Below are 21,494 nucleotides of genomic sequence, written 5' to 3' on the forward strand. Positions count from 1 at the left end.
CCTGGATTTCTGCCCTGCCCGCGGAGGAAACTGGACCGGGTCTTTTCCCAACAGGTCGAGCGCACCGTGGACGGGGGCGTGCACGATGGTCGCATCCACAATCGTCCCGGTGCTGATGCGGATGCCCCGCGCCTCGAGATGCAGAGGCTCCCTAGACCAATAAGTCGTCGCGATCCAACTTGTACAACTAGCTGCTCTTTGTCACAATTTATCCTGCTTAGTGAGCCGAGAGCATTAGAGGAGTACCGCCAGCAATCCCAAGCGTGGATCGTAACCAATCACCCGTGTAGCGCATGGTTCTCTTTGCAGTCAAAACCATTATGAAGGCATCTCGGACTATAGGCTTTTCAAATTGTGGATCCTGTTCCCACTTGCTTGTGTTGTAGTTGTGCTCAAATCCCGCATAATCCATGAACTCCCGGTCCTCATCCGACAGTGAGTAGTAGGGCTTCTTCTGAATCTCTGCAACCATCTCATCCTGCTTACGTTCGAACATCGCAAAAGCAACTTGGGCATAGTCTGCTTTGCCCAAGCCTATTCCGCTATGTAGTTCGACCGGTCCAACTTTGGAGTTTGTAACGGTAGGGGGTTCCACTCGGGGAGAAGTAAGATATCTTTCAATTTCGACTGAGAGATTTTGTCCTCTCCGTAGGTCTGACGGAATATTTCTCGGTGCGTCCGGCACACGCTGGGGGACTGCGCCCGCTTCTTGTAATTGCTTTCTGGAGTCCACCACGTTCTTAAGAGCATCTTTCTGTGAGGCTCCTTTTTCAAGTTCCTTGTAGTACGATTTTGTGTCCTCGAACCACTGTGAAGGAGTGGCTGATTTGGTTACACCTGTTCTAGTGTCTCCTATTGCTTCAAGAGTAACCTTTCCTACGCCTTTTCGACCGGCCGGTCTTCTACTGTTGTCTTTTCCCCACGCAGCTTGGTTTATGGCTCTCTCCACTTTCTGACCGCGTTCGTCCGCTGCACGCGCGCGTTTGCTTTTCGTGCTCGCCGCCAAGGCTTCGTGGTATTGAGGGGCAGACGTCCGCTCGGCGCCAGGTTGATTCGTGCGCGAAGCTACTTGATGAATGTGGTCACCCCGAACCTCATCGTAGGGGCCGACTGCCGGAAGGGCGCCCGATGAATCGACGAGCCCGGTCGGGCGGCACAGGCTATAGATATATCGGTTCTCCGATTCGACGGGGTCGCAACTTGCCCACCTTCCCAACCAACATGCGTAATATCGCGCACCGTGATAAGCGAACCCCGTTTCTTCGTCGCGCTCTTTGCCCGTGTATCGGTAGCGTTTGAGGCTGACTTCGGCGGCGCTGCGTCCAGCCTGTACGGATGGATTGCCGTACGGCGTGTATTCTTCGTAGGAAATCAAACGTGCCCGATCGTCGAGTTCCAGGCAGACAGAGCCCAGATGATTCCCAAGTTGATAGCGCTGCGCAGCAACGGGATTGTTCACAGCCTTTGCCGCGTTGATTGTCTGAGTCTCCACGAGCGCGACGCGCTGTTTGTCGTCCATCACGTCCAGAGATTGGCGTTCAAGGTCAACATTGCCACCCGCCGTATATTCTCTGTAAATCTCGAAGCCGCCAAGATACCTGCGCTCGTTTCGACGCGTTCCGCCCTGCGATTCGTTCACTTTTCGGACGCGCTGACCCGTGCCATCGTAAACGTAGTAGGTACTTCCCGGGACCGTATTGCCCGGGGAATTGGGATTCGTCACCTGGCGCGAAGTCCCGCTCAGGCGGTCCAGGAAATCCCATTGCATGGTCGAAAGGTGCGGCATGGAAACGATGTTTCCGTGCCCGTCGTATGCATAATTCTCTAGCGCGGGGTTAGGGCCACTGCCAAATCTCGCTCCGCTGAGCCGGTTGCTTCTCACGCCCGCCTCTATCAGGCTGCCTTCCTTATACAGGTAAGTTCTTGTCCAGCTGCTCCCACCCATCGGAGTGTGGGTCATACTGAGAAAATTCCCCACGTCGTCGTATTCGTAGCCCTCAGTGTAATTCCGCAGCGCTTGAAGATTGGTGAGATCGCGAAATCCCAGGAAGGGATGATCGCGGTAGTTGCTATCTGAGGGGTTGAAAAAGAATCCCGATTGAGTGATGTGTTCGCGCCCCGTCGCGGAAAGCAACCGGTAAATCGCGTCATAAGTGTACTCACAGGCACCGTCAACAATTTGCCCGTTGTAAACCACACGCTGGATCGCCGCATCCGCAATCTGTGTGATATTTCCGATTGGATCATACGTAAAGCTAAGATCCTGCAAGGTGGCCGCGTCGGCGAACAGCGCTTGTGCGGTGCCGTTCAGACCTGCGGCGCGGATGGTCACCAAACGCGTCAGCCGGGATGTCTCATAGTCGTAGGTGTATTCCGTTTTTGTTCCGTTGCCGTACTCGATCAGTTCGCGTTGCCCCTTGGAGTTGTAATCGATGTTGGCCACGAAGGGCGTGGCCGCCGCGGATCCTCTCAAATTTACGGAGAGTCGCTCCAGCAGATTCGCCTCGTTGTATTGCGGAATCGTTGTGCTCTGGTCCGGGGTATGAATCGATACAAAGCGATTCAACGCGTCGTAGAATGTCGTGGTTGTGTAATTCTGCGTCTCCAAAGTATTGGCCAACGCAGTTTCGAGGCTCGTTAGATTCAGCACCACAGCCGCGAACTCCATCTCCACAGCTTTCCAGTCCGGCGCATCCTTGTAGTTGGTTGCAAACCGGCGGGTGCTGCTCAACAGGTTCCCTTTGAAGTCGTACCCTTCGCTCACCAGGATGCCAGCCGTATCCGCGACCAGGAATGGTTTTCCCCTCAAATTAAGCGTCAACGCGGCGGGCGCACCGCCGGTCGCATTGGAATCCGGATGGCTATCGCCGTAGACGGTCCGTTGATACAAAATCTCTCGCGTCGGGTTCTTGGGATCAAACCCCAGGACATAAGAACGCACCATTCGCCGCAACGCGTCATATTCGGTTCGAAAGGTACGCCGCGGTTCGCCCAGCTGTTTTGGATTGTCCCAAATCCTGATCGTCTTGCCGGTGACATCGTTCAATACCCATTTCTCCCCGGCTTCCATACTTAACTGGTGACTGCGATTCCCGGCGATGTCGTAGTCATATTGCATCGTGCTGCGTCCCATCGGGCTGGACGCGTCCACGTGCGCATCTCGTATCTCGCGCTGATTTCCTTGGATGTCCAAGGTCACTCGGGCGGACAAGAACTCGTCCGCGCCCCCCACGGCCTTCCGATTGTGGGCCACAGTCAGGAAAGTTCTGCCCAGCGTATCGAAGTGCTCGGCCGCAGGCGTTCCCTGGTGCGCTTCCGTTTTTTGCGCTGCACTTTGTTCATCCGCTCCCAAGGCCCCACCGCTGCGTTGCTCGTACCACGTTGGCAGGTAATCCGAGTCAGGCAAACGCGTGAAAAAATCTCGGAGCACGTTGTCGGTTTTGGGATCAAGACCGTCCGTGTCATTGACATCCGAGGTTTCCTTCCACCAAGGACCAAATCTCACCTTTTCCCAAGTGTGATTCGGGTGCAGTTTCCCGATAACTCGCTCCACCGGGTCGTAGAAAAGAGTTGTACTCACTCCTACACGAATTGCGAATTCAAACTGATGCGTATTGGAGAAGAACGGTTCGAATTGCTGGACTGGTTTTCCTTTGTTGTTGAAAATCGTCCAACCGCTGCCAACCCAACGCGGGTCTATGGATGGCCCGTTTCTGACGACGGGACCTACCTCGGCGGGAATCTTTTTCTGAATTTCGCGTCCGAACCCATCGGAGTAACTGAAATTGATTTGAATCTTTGTGGCCGGATTGAGCCCGAGGTCGCTGACGTGAGTTTCCCGCACGAGCGTTGCGGCAAAACTTGGCGGGACCTGGCCCGTGGCCGCACCAGCATGGTTTGCCCATCGAGCGTATGCATTCACATCGTAAACAACGCGCGTTGTCGCTGTGCCCAGTAAACCCGCAGCCTGGCCGATCGGATCGGCGTAGAAATCCAAAATCTGTTGCTCGGTCAGATCCGGGTTGAACGTTTTGAAGGAGTCTCCCGGCGTAGGCGTCCTTGACTGGTTTCCCGCGACCGCACTCCCGGCAACCAAGCCCAGCGCATCAAATCGAAACGCGGTCTGATTCCCGTTAGGATCGGTCATCATAGCAGCCTGCAGGACTCGATAGTCATTCTGTGACTGCACCATATTCCCTATCGGGTCCTTGACCGCGACGGTCAGCAAATCGTAGGCATCGTAAGTAACGCGTGTGATCCATCCGTATGGGTCACGCTCGGCCATCGGCATAAAGAAGTGGGTAACAGCGGAAGTTTGATCGCCGGCCAACGGTTGAGGCCTGCCCGCGGGTAGCGGCGTTTCCGTCAAGTCAGAATACAGTCTTTGCCCCGAGGGAATCCACCACTCACCCGGTTTGTCGGAATGGGGAAACCAGCCAGTCGTCACGAAATCGTCGCCCAGCGCATATCCACCTTCCCGACCGAGCACGGAGGCTGGGCTTGGCAGGAATTTCTCTGTTCTCGATTTGTAAATCAGATTCAGAAGAGAAGACGTGAAGGCAAGCTTGTAGGATTCATAGAGCAGTCCGAGCGAGTCCGTTTGTCCCAACACCTTAGGACCCGACAAATCATTGTCGTAATAGAGGTGACGGACTCTTTCGATGGGCCGCCGCCGCGGTCCTGTCAGCGTAGACTCATCCATATTCCAACCCTCATACAGGAGGTCAGTCAGCCCGTCGCTTAGCGGTGCGAGGACATTGGCCACGGTGTTGAATTTCAGAAGGCTGGTCACGTTTGAGGACGTGGGAGCTGGCATGATCTTCAGGATTTCGTACGTAGACGATTCACAACGCAAAGGCGTCCGGTAGTCATCCGGGTCGTCAAGCAGAGGCGTCGTGTACGAATTCTCGGTAAAGGTAACGTGAGCACGTTTTTGGTTGTCTGGGTCTGGTCCGGTCAACTGCGTGCTCGTCGATGGCCGCCTTCTTCCATAACCAATCGCGACAGATTGTTTCACATTGCCGTAAGCATCGACACACAGAATCATGTCGTGACTTACGCGAGGATCGGCCAGATCATATGGCCCAACACGATAAAGTTCGCGCTCGTAGTGGAAATCAACAGTTTCTCGCGCATGTGAGAACACCACGGCATGAGGGTTCATTCCCTTGGGCTGAAGAATCTCAATGGTGAAATTCTTTTCCGATACGAGATAGGGTCTGTCCTGCGCAGTTGTTCCGTCGAGACCATACACTTCCTGCCGGAGCATGGAACCCTTGAGCCCTCGCGCGATTTCCCGCGCTTCTTCCGGCGCTGGTTTGTACCCTTTCAGGATCTTGTCCGGCAGAAGAATCGTCGTAGGCCAGAGCGTGTCGGGAAGCAGCATGGACTCGCGTTCTGCAGCGGAGAAATTCCCCGACCCTCCACCGGAAGCCCATTCCTGGTAGTACTCGTGCTCAAAATGCCTGGAGAGTTTCCCGCCCTCCAAGTAAGCGCCGGTGTGAAACCAGGTCTTCGTCAAAATGGGAGGGACACGTGATGCCTTGCTGAGGTTCAGCGCTCCCGAAGTGTCCGCACTTGCATCGAGCTCCGTGTCCCACTGCTCGATCATTCCAAAGCCGCGGAATTCTCTTTCCGGACCATCAAAATATCCATGGTGGTAGGCGTACCGCGTGACGAAGACGTTGTGGCTCACCGCGTCGCGAATCTTGACTTGTTCAACGCAGTGAACTGGGAACGGTAATTGCGTCACCCATGGCATGCGGCCGTCGAGTTTGTCCCGCAAATAAAACTTTGTGGACGGCGCGTAGCGAACCTCCGTCTCGGCCCCAAGATTGTTGCGAATGCGGGTGAGCAGGTGCGGCTTTTGGCCGCCCATCAGGTCGATGTAGCGCATCGCGCGCTGCGCGTTGCCCGGCAACGGCGAGGACCAGACTAGACAAGCCGTTCCGACGCCGAGTAGATCGAGCGCATGGACAGAAGCTAGATCGTCTACGGCAGGAAATTGGCTCAACGTCCTTTTCTCACTCCAACTGTTACCCGAGTGATTGAAGTAGACCTGCACGCCTGTGCTGTCTAGGTAGATGATGTCTGTGACGCCGGATCCGTCCACGTCGGCCAGGCGAATGCGCCGTCCGTCGAACTGATCCGGAGACTCAAACCACGGCGCATTATCCATCTGCACTTTTCGGCCAAACCGTCCATAACCGAGGCTGGGCCAGTAACAAACCTCACCGTTGCGGACCCGCACGACATCCGTTAGCCCGTCTCCTGAGAAATCCGCAAGAAAGATGGACTCCGTGCCATCCGCGAACAACACGGCAGGGCCCCGGTCTTCGTGCATCGGTTTTGGAGCTGACTCCTCCGGACCAAATCCGGCTTCTGCCAAGGAGGCGTGCCAGCGAAAAACCTGCTCATCACTGATCAAAATATCCGCGTGGCCATTGCCGGTAAGGTCGATGAACTTCAAATTGGGATTGTTCCAATCGAGAACTGGCAATACCTGGAAAGGAGAGAATGGCTTCCAGCCTTTGTGGTCTTCGCGCTTGTAGAATCCTGGTGCTTCGCCCCTGAAGTCCACTAAATCGAGGTGGCCATCACCGGCGAGATCCAGGAATTGCTGGCGTGCGCCTGCGGTCACGAGAGCGGGCTGCTTGGCGAGAACTTCCTGCGCTCCAAATTTTGCCAGCACCCCCGCACTTACCGTGCCAGGAAGGCCGTTGATGGGACTCAGATTTCTTTTGTAAAACCATGCACCGCCTTGCTCGCTGAGAATGCCGGAAGCGCCCTCGCCATCCAGATCGAGCCATTGATAGCGTGTTCCGTCTAACCCGCCAGGAACATTTTCAAGGCTCTGCGGATCGACATCGCGCACCGGTTGTTGAGCGAGTTGGGCCGGATCGAGAACCTGGCTGTACTCGAAGGTTAACGACGGCAGGGATTCCTTGAGATAACGATTTCGCTGGTTCGCGGTGGGTTGGAGTACATGCCCGGATTGCTTGACGCCCGTCATGAATGACGCGATTGGGCTCTCCGAATAGTTAAATTCAGTCGATCGCACCAGATAGTCCGCGACTCCCAGCTCTTGCGGAAAGTGGTGAAACATGAGCGCCCGGCGGCACAGACGATAGGTGCGTACTTCAAAACAAGAGCGGTAGGTCGAGAATGGATCTTGCCGGGCGGCCCAGAATGTTCCGGCGGGAGGATTGATTTGCGCGCGCGCAAATATCTGCTGTTTGGTATCGGGTGGATCCTCAGCGTAGCGTCCCTGGCCATAATCGAACACTAACTCAAACATCCAGGTGCTCGCAGGAAGGAGTGTTGGATCAGTGGCTTGAAGAGTTTTGGCTTCTCGATTGGTCGCACGATTGCCGTACAGGATCCTTTGCAAATACCGGTTGGCAGTGCGGCTGCCGCGCGCCCGGTTGCTTTCATTGGTTAACGCGACGGCGTTGCCTTGGGAGTTCTCAAAAATCCGCTGTTCGTCTTCCTGTTGATAGCAGTAGACGATCACGTTTCCTTTGTCGTCGTAGCTTTCAGAAATTAGCCAGCCAAATATCCGATAGGGTGAGCCGCTTTCCATGATCCGGCTGTTTGCGGATCGCCCGTACCAAGTCGTGACATTGTCGCGGGAAATTGAGCGCCAGAAAATGTCACTCAGGTCGCTATCATTGGTCCATCGCTCTATTCTTGCGAACAAAGGGTCGATCCGAGGCCGGTATTTCCGGATGGAGTACGTCTGCTTGGATCCAAAGAGCCTGCCTGAACCATCACTCAGCGACTTCCAATTTGCATTGGCATCCAGAACAGGGACCAGATCTTCCACACCGGAGAGGATGAACACGTCGGAGTCGGTGTTATCCCGGTACCGCGGCAAGCCTTTATCTGTCTTGCGTTGAATGGACGGCAACGAAAGATTCCAGCCCAATCCAAACGGGCCGTTTCCCGCACCCGAATCGTAGGAAAGCGATAATTGCGGTGTAAAACCAGAGCGGCTTGGGCTGGTAAAGATGGGAACCACAATCGATCCGGTTCCTGTCACTGGATTGGCAGAGAATTTCTCCCCCATGCCGCGAATTGCGCCTCCGCCCTTCGGGACATTGATTTGAGGGGGGGCGAGGAGAAAAGCTCCTCTACTCGGCTGGTTAGTCGCGGTATCGTTTGAGTTGTTCGGATAGTTCACCGGTAACAGCTCCAGAGCAATAGGCTAGGAGACGAACTCTGCACATTACCAGCAGCGCTGGCTTGCGGAAAGCATTCGCGTGAGAATACACCTATTTGGCTCACCAGACAACTCTCCGGTCCTTGGAACTGGGGGAGCGAGACACGAGATTCGTTTGGTCTCTCCGGCTCTTTGCCATAAACCATTCGGTGGCCGCCGAACGTTCTGCTGGCTTCCAACTCATTGGGAAAACTAAGGTCGACTCTTAAACGAACAGCTCGAACACACTCTGCAGCTCTACGAGTCGTTTATCACAATGGACGTCGCGAGTTTGTCTATCCCAGCTCGGGAGCATATGGATTTGGCGTCCGTTGCCAAGGTCCAGTTTACGACGATTTGCTAGTAGTTACGGCTGCCAGGATGTCGCGTTGCTCGTGCAAAGCAAGCCACGTTTCCAGCAGAAAGCCAGTCTGCTCAGGTTGAGGGGCGAGACAGTCGCCGGAAACGTAGAACGACGCGACAGCCTGGCTACGCAATCAGTCTGAGCCGCCACTGGCTGATACGAGAGGCGACAAGGCCGTGCACGCCGCATCACTGTGGGCGCCGACAAGGCGTATGACAGTAAGGATTTCGTGTGCACCGCACGGGAGGCAGGAACCAGCATACCGCCGTGGTTGGTGTTCGGGGGCGCTGCCTATCTAACTTCAAGATAGAGGCTCCTTTTGAGAATGCCCTATCGTTCAGCCGTACACTCCGCCTCCTGGGTTCTCTCAAAAGGCCGCAATTCGGCGCTCTTTTGAGTGCAGTCCTTCATCCTGCTGTTGAATTCGGCGGAGTGAATTTCATTCGAGGCCTTCTCAAAGGCCAGGCCAAGACCGTAAGTTGGTGGCCGTGATCAGCATTTCTTTTCGCCAAATATCTTCTAACTGTCGAGGGGCTCATGGGCTCGCAGTCCCGCGGGCCCGGCGGCCAGTTAACACAGGGCGCGCTCTTTGATGAAAGATGAAAAGCCATATCAATTTGAGGAAGTTGCATGGATTGCTGCTCGTTGTTTTCCCTCTGAACTACTCTCAGTTCGGCCTTTCCTTACGCTTCGATTTGATTACGGTGGCGCGGCGGTTAATCGCCAGGGTATGGCGATGCAACTGGAGCAATCCGCGTTCCTCTAAATCGTATCGGACCAGTCGGGTGCAGCACACACTGCAGTTCATGGGCCGGCGTGGCAGCGAGCCCCTGACTTTCCGCCCCGCACGCGAAGGGTGTGAACGCATCGGTGCCACAGTCGTGCTCGAAGGCACCATCTCCAAACTCGGCAGTGACTACGTGATCGGATTGTGTGCGAACCAGTACGATTCCGGAGATCGGCCGGATGTGGAACAAACTACCCCCAGGTCTAAAGGAACAAATGCTGGATGATTAAGCTTTTGATTTCAGAACTGCACGCCTTAGAGGCTATAGTTCGTTTAGGTAACGGCAGAATTCTGTCTCAGGGAGGACGTAAGATGACCCTCGAAAAAGATGAGATTCTTGTGGAGAACCTGCGGAGATCCCTCGACTTTTACCAGCAAGCGATTGTGTGGTCGATGACTGCGGCGTCAGTCTGTTTGCTACTCTCACTGAGATTGCGCAACCCGAATAGCCCTCCTATTGAGGTGCTTTATGGCGTAGTGAACGTTTCTTTTGGGTGGGCCGTTGCGTTCGCAGCCACTTTTGTTTTTGGCATTGTCGCCTGGTCCGCAATTGAGAATGTCGCACGGATTCTGGGTAGGATGTCTGTTGAAGAGGATTTACGTGAAGCGGTACTCATGTATCCATCATTTGCTACGAACCCGAACAAATGGGTGCGTTTTGGAACAGCGCTGCTGCCGCCATTTTTGGGGCTCGTTGCTTCAGGTATAGAACTGATCAATGAGTCTCATTTACCGGGTGGTCAGCCACTGCTGCATAGGAGTATGGGCCAATGGGTCGGGTGTATTATGTGGCTCCTCGTATTGTTTGGTCCTTATGAAGGAATCATTCGGGGATTGCGGAGCGAGTTTGCCGAGGTCGTGGTTCGACGGACGTCTCGAATCGTAATTCATACCAAGGTCGAAGATCCTGAAGAAAAAGAGTGAGAATCGGCGTTAGAGACGAGGGGCGCCTCAGTTCGCCGATTACCTGCTGGAAATCGTTGCCGCTTATCCGAACGCGGACACCATTCACCTGGTGATGGACAATACTGAAGGGCGGGGAGGTGTGCCGGCAACGCTCTCTGAGGATCTTTTTTCGGCTGTGTTTTATCTTCAGAAGCCACAGAGGGAACTTCGATACGTCTGCTTAGCGATGACGGTCAAGGCTAACTGACGGCTCGATTTCTATGGAGTTTTGGGTACAGGATCAGGTACAGACACCAGTTTTGGCAATTTACGCTGAACTACTCTAAATTACTCATGGCAATGGGTTTAGCTGCTTCATTAATTACGCTCGATTTCTCTTCATTATCATAGATTTACGGCGTTCTCCGGAGATTTACGGCGTTCTCCGGAGACTCAAAATCCGTCGGAAGCAATTCCATGGGGGTTCGATTCCCCCTCCCGGCACCAGATATCCCATTGATTTGCAACAAGTTGCCAGCAGGGAAGCGACCGACACGAGTTCGTGCGGCACAAATACGATACAGTGCGCAGCCTATTTATTTTCAATAACTTGCGTAGTTTGATGCATTTGCGACCATTCGCTAGCGTACGTGCAGTTGAAACCTGCTTACGCTCAATTACGGAATGCGCGCGGATAAAATGTCCGCTGGTCCCAAATATTACTCGCGCATGATCGATTTCCGTCCTAGACTACCCTCACATATTTCTCGGATGCCACAAGCTTCCCGACGTGTATTCCGGCTGCACCGCAACGTTCGCGGGCGAGTCGCTCACCGCCGTTCAGTGCCAGTCAGACGGGGTGGTTCAACCTTCAGATTTTAGCATTGGCCTCGCGGGCAATCGAGAGTATGAGGCAAGAGATTTTGCTCACTGGGTTTGGGACCGGAGTCGCCGACGAACACCCAAGAAGGCCGGCCGCAGGAAACATCGAGGACAACCAGGACGGAAAGGGGGACAGAATGGATCCGATAACGCTCGTCACTTCAGCCATAACTCTGCTGAGTCCATATGTTGCAAAGGGCGCCGAAGAATTCGCCAAGGAACTCGGCAAAGATGCCGCCCCCAAAGTGAAGGAATTGTACGCGTATCTGAAGGGCAAATTCAGCGCAAGTTCAGAAGAATCACAGCTTCTTTCGTTGTTCGAAAAGAAGCCCGAGAAGTACGAGAAAGCTCTCACCGATGTGCTTGAAGAGCGGGCGCGAACGGATCCCGAGTTTGCGGGCGAATTGGAGAAACATGTGAACGGCGTTGGACCTTACATCAAGGTCGTTCAGTCGCTTAAGGACAGCGACAAGGCAGTTGCGGCTGAAGTGAAAAAGGCCCGGGCCGGCACTTTCGACATCGATCAAAATGCGGTCAACGTCAAAGAAATAATCGGATTCAAGGCCGAAGAATCGGGTTGACGCGGGAGTGGCAACCGCAGGAGGCAGGCGACCGAAGCGAAGGTTCAGTCAATTGAACAGCGCTCGAGCGTGAAAGGTCCCTGGATATCTTTTCGTGGTTCCTGCTGTGCGGATCCCGATACTATCCAGACCATCGACGGAATTGCCCGAGCCAAATCCAATTCCAGGATTTCCCCATGGCTAGCAAGACGGCACAACTCACTCACGAATTCGACACTTATATCGCTGAGCGGACAAGCGGATTCTCAGAAAGAAACTGGGTGTTCGAACGCGTTCACGCCTGGTTAGCCGACCCGGGCGCCCCAAGATTTCTGCTTCTCACCGGGGAGCCAGGTAGCGGAAAAACGGCAATCGCCGCACGGCTGGTCCAGTTCTCGCGTGGCGAAGCTCCCGCACCTGCGATTTGTCCGGAGTTCCGCAACGGATTCCTGTCGGCGTCGCACTTCTGCGTTGCGCGCGCCGGGGAATGGATTGACCCATCCAGCTTCGCGCGATCAATCTCGCTGCAATTGGCCGGACGTTTCCCGGAGTTCGCGCAGGAGCTGATCAACGTGGGTGAACGGAGCGTCAACATTCACGTGGTGCAAAACGTGACGAACGCCGGAGTCGTGACGGGAGTGGTCATCGATCTGAATCTGACCGGACTGAATCCGCAGGCATCGTTCAACGCAGTTGTGGCCAAGCCGGTTGCAGGACTCTTTCAGGGCGGTTTCGATGTGCCGATCACCATCCTCGTCGATGGTCTCGATGAGGCGCTGGCATTCAAAGGCGACACAACTATCATCAAGCTGCTCGCCTCTCTCGATCAGCTTCCTGCAAAGGTACGGTTCATCCTCACCAGCCGCCCGGAAAGCGCGGTTGAGAATGAGTTCCCGAACGTGGATAACTTCTATCTATCGGCTGAAGAGCACGACGATGCCAATGATCAGGACATGAAGACCTTTGTACGCAACAAGCTGCGGGGGACGGCTCTGGAAAGGCATTCCGACGAAATTGCGTTCAAGGCCGACCGCAATTTCCAGTACGTGACATTCCTGCTCAGAAGCCTGCCAACGGCTGGCCCCATATCCATCGACGGTCTTCCCAACGGCCTCGACGCTCTCTATGGCGATTGGCTGCGCCGGCTTAGTGACGCTGCAGTGTGGAGGAATGAATACGCTCCAGTGATGGGACCGCTTTCTGTCGCTTTTGAAAGCGTGACCGAGAAACAGCTCAGGAAATACTCGGGATTGAAGGAGAGCGAAGTCTCCTATCGTCTGCTGAACCTGCGCCAGTTTATTGAAGAAACAGCGGGGGGGTATCACCTATATCACCAGTCCATGGTGGACTTCCTCAAACTTCCGGAGATCAAGAGTCCGGGGCGCAGATTGAAGAACGAGTTTTATCTTCCCCGGGCTGAGTGGCACACAAACCTGGCGACTTATTATTTCTGCAACGGCACCCCACATTGGCCGAATTGGGATCTGTATGGCTTCCGATACACTGCAGCTCATCTTGCGGAGGCGGTGCGCGAGGAGCCAAACGGAAATCGGCATGCCCTTGTTCAGCGTCTGGTCAGCCTTGTATCGGATCCCGACTATCGGAAACGACATCAAACAGAGCTCGACGATGTGCCGGCATTGCTGCGCGACCATGATGCAGCCGTCCGTTGCGCCGCACTGGATCAGGACGGCGTTCAGAACCTGATTAGGGCGACGTTCGCTTTGCATACCTTCCGCGAACAGCAGTTGCGTCCCAATGCCTTGTTTGAACTAGCGTCGAAAGGCCAGATCCAGCAGGCAATTCGGCGTCTGGAATTCTTCGATGTGGATGATGACTGGGCTCATGCCGCGCAGTTGATCATCCTCTGGCTGGCGGCAAAGTCAAATCCGAATGATGTTCGATTCCGGTTAGCCAAACTACAGTATCCTCCGGGACCTTTAGAGATCCTTCTCGAACTGGTGCGTGGGTCCGTTGAGAATTGGCCTGCTCCCCCGCGTCCCTTGCTCATGGTTCCAGCACCTTTGGAATCGGATGTTGCGAACCTGGTTGATTGGTTCGGCGGAAAGGGCAGCGATCCCGAGATGCTCCAGCGCCTGGTGAACGACAGCTTCATCGCGGCGTCAGCCAATGGCACCGGTGGTCCCGACTATCTCGCTGCCCACGACGCACCGTTGTTGGTTGCGTTTGCGGCGGCGAACCCGGTAGACGGGGACATCTACCTGCGTAGATATGTCGCGATTCACAGCGGATATCAGTATGTTCAATATCGCAACAGGTCCCTGTGGATCATTCTCGAAAATGTTCTAGCGCACCCTGACCCGGATTGGATTTGCACGAGCTTGCGGGAGCTGGCCACGACGGCTCTTGCAGGAAGTTCTCTGGAGTTCAGAGAGACCCTTCCGCTTACCGTACTTGCCCTGCAGACGGCTTCAGGCAAGCCTGGCGCGAAGGAAGCATTGAGTGCTCTGCAAACTGACGCAATCGAGCAAGCGGCGCGGGTCCCTGATGAGCCGGGAAATCCCGTTAATGTGAACATGCTTACCACCTGGAGATTTCAGTCCACATCGGCCATGCCCGCACCCGGTGACGATTCGTGGGGCGCCCATCGCCGGCGCCTCGCCGCGCATGCGCAGATCCTTGCGCGTCTTCAGAATGACATTCCGGGTGCCGTTGATCTCCTTACCGGAGCGGCCGCTCTGAAGCGGGGTTTCGCCGGCTTCCAGGCACCCGTTTATCTTATGTTGGCCGAAGCATTCCTGATCTGTAACGGCGCGCGTCTGCCGGTCATCGATACGGTTCTCGACATGGCACTGGCCGCAGCTCAAAATGTCCAAGATGCCTCGTTTTGCTTCCGCATGACCTCACGATGCAATGCCATGCGCGAGCGGTGGTGGTCGGCCCCTTTTGACCTGCCGTTGGCAGTGTCCACGCTTGTTGAGAACCCGCACCATGAGCAGTTCACTGCGCGGCACTGCATACTTCAGCCCTTTGTGCATCGTGACGCCAGTTGCCTGCCGATCCCCTTCTCGATGCTTTATGCAGCAAGCCTGGTGTCCATCGCCGAGAGCTATCATCGCCCCCTGGCTGAGGTTCGCAGCGTCAATACAGGGGTTGACGCCGAGGGGATACTCGCACCGGGAACCTGGGTCAATATCCCCGACCCTGGCTTCGCCACTTGGATTGCCGCGCGATTATCCGCCGAAATCCTCGTCGATCAAAACTTGGGGCATGCGCAACGCGAGGTGTTGATGAAGCTCCTGGTTCCAGTAGCCATGCCTAATCCCACCGTCGTCGACCTGGTGATTTCCCGGTTACTGCTGCTGGCGCCTCCCGGAGATGCGGCAGCCTTGGACTCGATCGAACAAATCGTGGGTGCACCCACTATTACTCCGATCGTCGCATTCGAAGCTAATCTGCCCGCATAAACCCGACAGACGGCTTTACCGAACAGCCTCAGTAACGCATGAGGAGCGTGTTTCCCTTTCGGACGATGCTTCCGTAGAGCTCGTTCGGGTGCTCTATACCGTTGCGGACCACCAAGAAATTCAGAACGCCGCACGTTGACCCATCCCTTCAGAAACAGTGCTGCGTTCAGGACATTTTTCAATTTCGGAGCTGCTCATTGTTCATCGTCAGCGAAAAATAATTGGTATCATGAGTGGCGTGAGCAGAATGAACATCCCCCGACATTCATTTGACGTAACAAGAATCGAACGAAACTGGAAGTCGGAGTGCGAACTGGTTCCGATCAAGGTCGATCAGACCCGGAGTGACGCGGCAGCTTTGCCTGATTTAATCGGCGCTAGACTACGAAGGGCGTTTCTCACGGCAGCGCTTCAACCTGAGTCCTCAGATATCGAACGCTTCTTTCGCGATGCGGCGCAATGTGGCGCGGCGGCGTTCGTGCTGGCTCGCAGCGATCGCGAAGTTGATCTTCCTCTGGCTTCCGATGTTGCGATACGTCTGCGAGGACCGGTGCCGCCGTATGCATTCAGTACCGCCAATTGGCTGAGTGCGGTGTGGTGCGCGATGGCGACCAACGACTTTCCTTCTTTGATGAATCTTTGTTACGCATCACCGGATCTGGTGCGGAATTCTCCCAATCGCGACGATGACTTCTCCTATCTCTACGTGGACGCGTCTATATCTCCGGTAAGTGGCCGAATAACCGGCTATCCGGATAGATGATTGCCACGTTGCTGGCTAGCTGCCAAGTGTACGAGATGGCATGTCCTGGCCCCCCGTAAACACCGCTTCGGCTGATTTCTTGAACCGGAACGCTTCGTAGCGATGGGCTTGCAGGATGATCTATATATGTAATCGAAATGGTTACATTTTCGGTGCAATAGCGGTACACTCATCAGCTTTTCCCTGTTGCGCTAAATTGCTCTAAAGTACGGTTGCTCAGCCACTTAAGGCTACGCTTAATTACGCTAGCATTTCTTTTATTGTCATAGACTTACAGAGATATCCGGAAACTCAAAATCCGCCGACCGCAAGGTCGTGGGGGTTCGACCCCCCCTCCCGGCACCAAGATAATAAATGGCTTATATAGAAAATGGCACCTCACGAGGAGGGGCCATTTTTATTTGGTGGCTGTTTTGGTGGCTGTTGGCTTTGAGTTTCTCCTACATTTTGCTTCCGTCGTTATTGCTCCAGCGATTCGATCGATGACCGATAGACGGTGCTCAGGGGACAGGTGTCCTAACTCGCAAGCTGCTGGAGCGTCATGCTCCCAGCTCGACCTACCTTCGTTACCAAGGTTTTTAGCAAGCCGGATGCAAAGCTTATGTGCCGGGCGCAAGGGAGCGGAGTTTTCGCGATTTCTTCCGCTTACCGCCGACGAAGGAGAATCGCCGTCAGTAGGCGGACCGTGCGCATGGTGCATAGGAACAAAAGAATCCTAGTTTCATCTCAACGTTATGGGAGTAGGCACCCCACTCACCGCGGAGCAGGTTGGCATCGCTTCCACAGGGTGGCAGGGAGAGACACCGCTGTGGTACTACATTCTTCGCGAGGCCGACATCTCCACAGGGGGGATTTTCTCGGCCCAGTGGGTGGCCGGATTGTGGCAGACGTGTTGGTTGGGCTCATCAATGCGGACCCGACGTTCTTTCGTCGAAGCCAGCAGCAATGGCAGCCACGAAACACACTGAGCGAACTCCTGGCCTCACAATGAAAAGTTATTCCGCCCATCCGCGAGAACCTTGCGCTAGCGTATGCATTAAAGGTCTTAATCAATCCGACATTGCACGACAGCTTGGAATCTCGCGCCAAGCGGTCTCAAAAACTGTTTCATCAGAGGACTTCAAGAAAGTTTCCATGATGTACCGTTCCGACGTCACATCATCCATCAAAGCTACCAAATCTTCCGCCCGCAGCTGAGTCACCCATCAAACGAAGGCTCAAGCCTGTTCCTCGAAAACGGAGTTTCACGCAATAACCGGATCGAAGTCGGCGCAAACCCGACTCTAAGGGAAACTTCCGGTTTGCCCGTCATCCGACAACAATCCACAAACTTGAGTCTTTCACAACGCTCAATGAGTGCATTGCCCTTCCATGAGAAGGCCGGTCGGTGTCAACCCGTTTTTGTGTAGTTGGGGACAAATTCATCTCCTTCCCGGTCTTCCATGAGAAGGCCGGTCGGTGTCAACCCGTTTTTGTGTAGTTGGGGACAAATTCATCTCCTTCCCGGTCTGAACGCGATTCCTTGCACGCCGAGCTGCCGCTTTTGTCGCCACCCTTCCATCCGCACTCTGTTGTGAGCGTTCCATCGCTCGGTGCAAGTTGGGTGTTCTCGATTTAGCCGGTGCTGCCACCTGTTATTGCGACCTTTCACTCGATCTCGCAGACGGAGTGTTGGGCCAGGCCAATGACGCAGTCACCGGAACTCGGCTTATGACGCTAAACCTCCATACATCTGGAACTGAACTATGCAACCGCCGGCAGTGTAGCCCGGCCACTTGATCGTAGCGGCATATAAACATCTCCGCTCACCCATAGTCGATGCAGCAGGACGGCCAGTTTACGGGCGACCGCTATCACTGCGCGTTTCTTCCCGCGTTTGCCTCCGTGCTCAGCCAGCTTCATGCCCCATCGGCGCAGGTCGCTGTCGACTCCCCAGGGGCCGAGAACGTGGTGCGCAGCCTGCACCAGAAGTGTTCGTAGGTAAGGATCGCCCTCTTTGCTGATGTGCATCTGCGGCTCGCTCTGTCCCGAGTTACGCCTTCCAGGTTGGAGACCCACGTAGCAGGCGGCATCCCGGCTCTTGCGAAAACGGTGTGGATCTTCCAGCGTCAGCATATAGGTGAGGGCGATTAGCGTTCCCACTCCCTTGATCTGCTTCAGCCGCTCCGCTTCTGGATACTTATTCCGCGTCATGGACTCAAGCAGGTGGTCGTACTCGCAGATCCGTTCGCTGACCGACTCTATCTCTCTCATCATCGGTTCCAGTGCACTCTTCAACTCCGGACTCAGATCCTGGGCCGCCTTCGGCTTCATCCCGCGTGCGTTGCATCCGCGGAGCCGCTCTCCGTAGGACTTCGTCAGGCCGCGCGCCGCGTTGACCAACATCGTCCGTGCACGCACCAGAGCGGCTCGCGCACGGATCACCGTCAGGTCCGCTTGGGCCTCCGCGCTTCGATGCTTCACTGGACACAACAACTGTGGATCGATCCGTACCAGTCGCGCAAGCGTTCTAGCGTCGATCCGATCATCCTTGCGCCTGCTCTCCCCGATCAGTCGCACGCTGCGAGCGTGCGCCACGATCGCCTCATGACCGAGCTCGCTAAGCAACCGGCTTACCCACGGTGAATGCGTTCCGGTCTCCAGTGCGATACGGCTCCGAGGCATCGCTCCGAAGATCTCTTTTATCGCCTTGGGCGTCGTGTTCACCCTCTGCTCCATCAGGACGTCACCTGCTTCATCGAGCACGCAATAAAAGCTCGATCTGTCGCCCAGATCCAGACCGACGGTCAGGCGTCGGTCCTGCTTGTTGAGTGTCTGCTGCATCATCGTAGTGGTAAGCTTCTTCATCGCCGGTCTCCTTGTCTCCCGCGCTTCAAGCGCGTCGATAACTTGGGAGCTTAACGCATCCCGCTGGAGACCGGCCTTCTCATCCCATCTGTTATCGCCAACTGAAGACTGAATGAAATTGATTGCCTAGGACAAAAGTCAACTGATAGGGCTCATACGAACGATATTGCGGCAACGTTCGTCCTCGAAGAGATACAAATCCAGCACTCGCGCCAAGACCCACAGAAAAGGATCTTCGAGACCTTTTCTCTTAGCTACGGCGATGCTCCGAAGATTACATGTGTGATGTTCAACCCTGATGATTTCGGACTCAAACTTTTCCTTGCTCCTTCGAGCTCGTCGATAAGCTGGGTTCCAACTCCCATCATGGTGTTTTGGGCGGTGACCGGAACAATATTGAGAGCTCAGATTCGCCTTCCCATAAGGATTATCCTGCGGCCATTCCGCTCCCCTGATAACTGCGGCCAATTCAGGAGGATTGCCGAACCTCCATGTGCTTTTTCACGCTCTTCATTCGAGAACGACAGATCTTCTCCCTTAATGCCTGCCTGTTCGAGCTTGAGGCTCCAGTCGAGTAGGGCAGTTCTCACTGCGTCGACGATCCCCCACGCCTCGCCCGAACTGATGATGACTGCAAAGGGTAGTTCGTACGGGCACCCGAATGCGGCGACTTTTACCTCCATTAGATGTGTGGTACCGCAAAGATCCGTTGATATCCAGTACCGGGCCGGACGGTAAGGAATTTCTCGCTTATCTCTCCAATTTCGGCGGAATATCCATATTCAGAGACGAGATCAACGTCTTTCCCGCGGAGTGGGGAAAGAGACGGACTGGCTGAATCTGAGCACCCGGCACATAAAACAGGGATACCGCATGTCGTACTACAATATGATCGGTAATCTTGAAATTAATCAGGCTTCAAACATTGAGCTGATCGATAAGACCAATCGTGAAGGACTGATAGCAAACCGGGCGAGCAAAGATCTCATTCAGCTCGTCTACGCGATCATCGCGAATATTATCGAAAACCAGTTCATCGGTAAGCGTGACGAGTACAACGCCCTCACGGGGGAGGCTGAACGCGATCCCAAGGTGCTCACCAACTATGTAAAACAGGGTGCCTCACTGGTTAGAGACATCAAGGATCGATATCCCTACGAGGAAGATCCTTACAAGATTCTTGATCATGTCGGCAAGCGCGCTGAAAGAGGGGATGGCCTGGTGAACCTATCAACCTCGCTGAAGAATCTTCAGCAGAGCATCGGTCTGATGGAGGAAGCACAGGATCTGTTCACCGAGCAGGCTGGCTATGGGATGGCTGTTGCTGTTTCTGTGCACGAGATAGCGAAGATCGCAGCGAATTTCTACGCCGGCGTTAATCATCTGCTCAAGTCAGATTCTCCGGATGTAGAAAGTCTGAACAACCTGAAGGAGGCTTCTGCGTCGCTGCAATCGAAACTGCGGCGACTGAGCCCACTTCGCGCGATTAAGAGTGAATCAGAAACAGAATTCAAAATAGTTAAGGTCGTCAGCTTCCTCCTGGAAATCTTCCGGTCCCGTCTTGAAAAGAGCGGCATATCGATCGAGGTAAACGCCAAGGAGAACTTTTCGATCTACGGACGTTACGGAGCGCTGATTCAGATTTTCTCGAACCTTCTGGACAACAGCTGCTACTGGCTGAGCATGGTGCCGAAGGCACAGGGCCGACTCAAGATTGCGATCGATCCGGTCCCGGCATCGACGCCGTCATCCTCCAGTATCTCTTTCAGCCCGGTTACAGCCTGCGTGTGCCGCCGAGCGGCCTTGGGCTCTACATCTGCCGTTACTATATGCGGAGCATGAAGGGCGACGCCTACAGCACGCTTCACAGAGAAAGACTCCAGGGCGTCGAGGGCGCTCAGTTCACACTCGATTTTGCATCGGTTCCGTCTGAACGACCTGCAGGGGAGAAAAAGTAGAGAAATGAGCTATTCCGTCTGCATTATCGACAATGACATCCCCGCCTCCGGCCAGAAGGCCCAAGCGCTGGGAATAACGGACACCGGCCTTCTGAACAGAGCTAATCTGCAGCTCCTGCTTAAGGAGGAAACATGCCGGACGAGATCATCCGCAAACTGGCAGAAACTCTTCTGAATGAGGCCGACGCGAATGGACTCAACCCCAAATGGGATGTCTATGGTTTCACGAATCCCTCTTTCTACATCAACGCTCTGAATGACGGTTTTTTTCGGTCGGATGTGCATGTCTTTGACTGGCAATATCCAGGCGCACAGAACGCCACCGCCACAAACTCCGAGAGCATCCTCAAGGAGATTGTCGAGCGCACTTTCTGCCTGATTTCGTGTTTTCAAAGGCGGATAAGAAAGACGAGATTGAAGCGATCCTGGCCAAGCCGGAATTCCTGCCATATAAGGAGCGGTTGCAATATCTCGACAAAGCAAAGGACGGCACAGACCAGACCGCCATTCTCCTGCAAAGAGCAGACGCGATGTACGCCGCTAATTTTTCTTTCAAATTTGCAAGTGTACTCCGCAACCGCTCGGTTCAGTGCGCAGATCAAATCCTCGCTGACATGGGCGCAGCCTCACTGAACGACGTGAAAAATCTGCCTGCAGATGGCGACAGCGGCAAAAAAGACTTCATTGATTTTCTGGCCGAGAGGTTTCGTACTTCACTTGCCAGCGAGAATATTTATGATCTTGTCGAAAAAATTCCCGCGGCTCCGGCGACAGGCAGTCCTGTGGACGCGAATCTTGCGTCGAACGTCTAATCCTATCG

Annotated in this window: 9 protein-coding genes; 6 read left to right on the forward strand and 3 right to left on the reverse strand. The window is 54.6% G+C overall.

What is annotated here, in order from left to right:
* Positions 1 to 217: 217 nt before the first annotated feature.
* Entirely contained in the window at positions 218 to 8,182 is a 7,965-nt protein-coding gene (locus RBB82_RS16735) for a SpvB/TcaC N-terminal domain-containing protein (protein ID WP_433971889.1), read from the reverse strand.
* 1,391 nt (positions 8,183 to 9,573) lie between these two features.
* Between RBB82_RS16735 and RBB82_RS16740 the strand changes: the two genes are divergently transcribed.
* From RBB82_RS16740 to RBB82_RS16755, 4 genes are all read left to right on the forward strand, one after another.
* The gene (locus RBB82_RS16740) at positions 9,574 to 10,275 is read left to right on the forward strand and encodes a hypothetical protein (RefSeq protein WP_433971890.1); all 702 of its coding nucleotides are present in this window, start codon (positions 9,574 to 9,576) and stop codon (positions 10,273 to 10,275) included.
* Between the two features lie 869 nt (positions 10,276 to 11,144).
* The gene (locus RBB82_RS16745; protein WP_433971891.1) at positions 11,145 to 11,699 is read left to right on the forward strand and encodes a hypothetical protein; all 555 of its coding nucleotides are present in this window, start codon (positions 11,145 to 11,147) and stop codon (positions 11,697 to 11,699) included.
* Between the two features lie 176 nt (positions 11,700 to 11,875).
* Positions 11,876 to 15,106 (forward strand): hypothetical protein, encoded by a 3,231-nt coding sequence (locus tag RBB82_RS16750; protein WP_433971892.1) that lies wholly within the window; start codon positions 11,876 to 11,878, stop codon positions 15,104 to 15,106.
* A 247-nt stretch (positions 15,107 to 15,353) separates the two neighbouring features.
* A complete protein-coding gene (locus RBB82_RS16755) occupies positions 15,354 to 15,869 on the forward strand; it encodes an Imm49 family immunity protein (RefSeq protein ID WP_433971893.1) in 516 nt (171 codons plus the stop codon).
* 1,743 nt (positions 15,870 to 17,612) lie between these two features.
* Here RBB82_RS16755 and RBB82_RS16760 read toward each other — a convergent pair.
* Complete coding sequence (locus RBB82_RS16760; protein ID WP_433971894.1) at positions 17,613 to 18,716, reverse strand: IS110 family transposase; 1,104 nt, start codon at positions 18,714 to 18,716, stop codon at positions 17,613 to 17,615.
* A gap of 404 nt (positions 18,717 to 19,120) precedes the next feature.
* Positions 19,121 to 19,399: a hypothetical protein gene (locus RBB82_RS16765; RefSeq protein WP_433971895.1), complete on the reverse strand. Its 279-nt coding sequence runs from the start codon at positions 19,397 to 19,399 to the stop codon at positions 19,121 to 19,123.
* 190 nt (positions 19,400 to 19,589) lie between these two features.
* On the opposite strand from RBB82_RS16765, the gene RBB82_RS16770 reads away from it, so the two are divergent.
* Positions 19,590 to 20,558: a hypothetical protein gene (locus RBB82_RS16770; protein WP_433971896.1), complete on the forward strand. Its 969-nt coding sequence runs from the start codon at positions 19,590 to 19,592 to the stop codon at positions 20,556 to 20,558.
* A 499-nt stretch (positions 20,559 to 21,057) separates the two neighbouring features.
* Positions 21,058 to 21,486: a hypothetical protein gene (locus tag RBB82_RS16775; protein ID WP_433971897.1), complete on the forward strand. Its 429-nt coding sequence runs from the start codon at positions 21,058 to 21,060 to the stop codon at positions 21,484 to 21,486.
* The last annotated feature ends 8 nt before the right edge of the window (positions 21,487 to 21,494 follow it).

Origin of the sequence: Tunturiibacter lichenicola (assembly GCF_051013355.1) — a bacterium.
GTDB lineage: Bacteria > Acidobacteriota > Terriglobia > Terriglobales > Acidobacteriaceae > Edaphobacter > Edaphobacter lichenicola_F.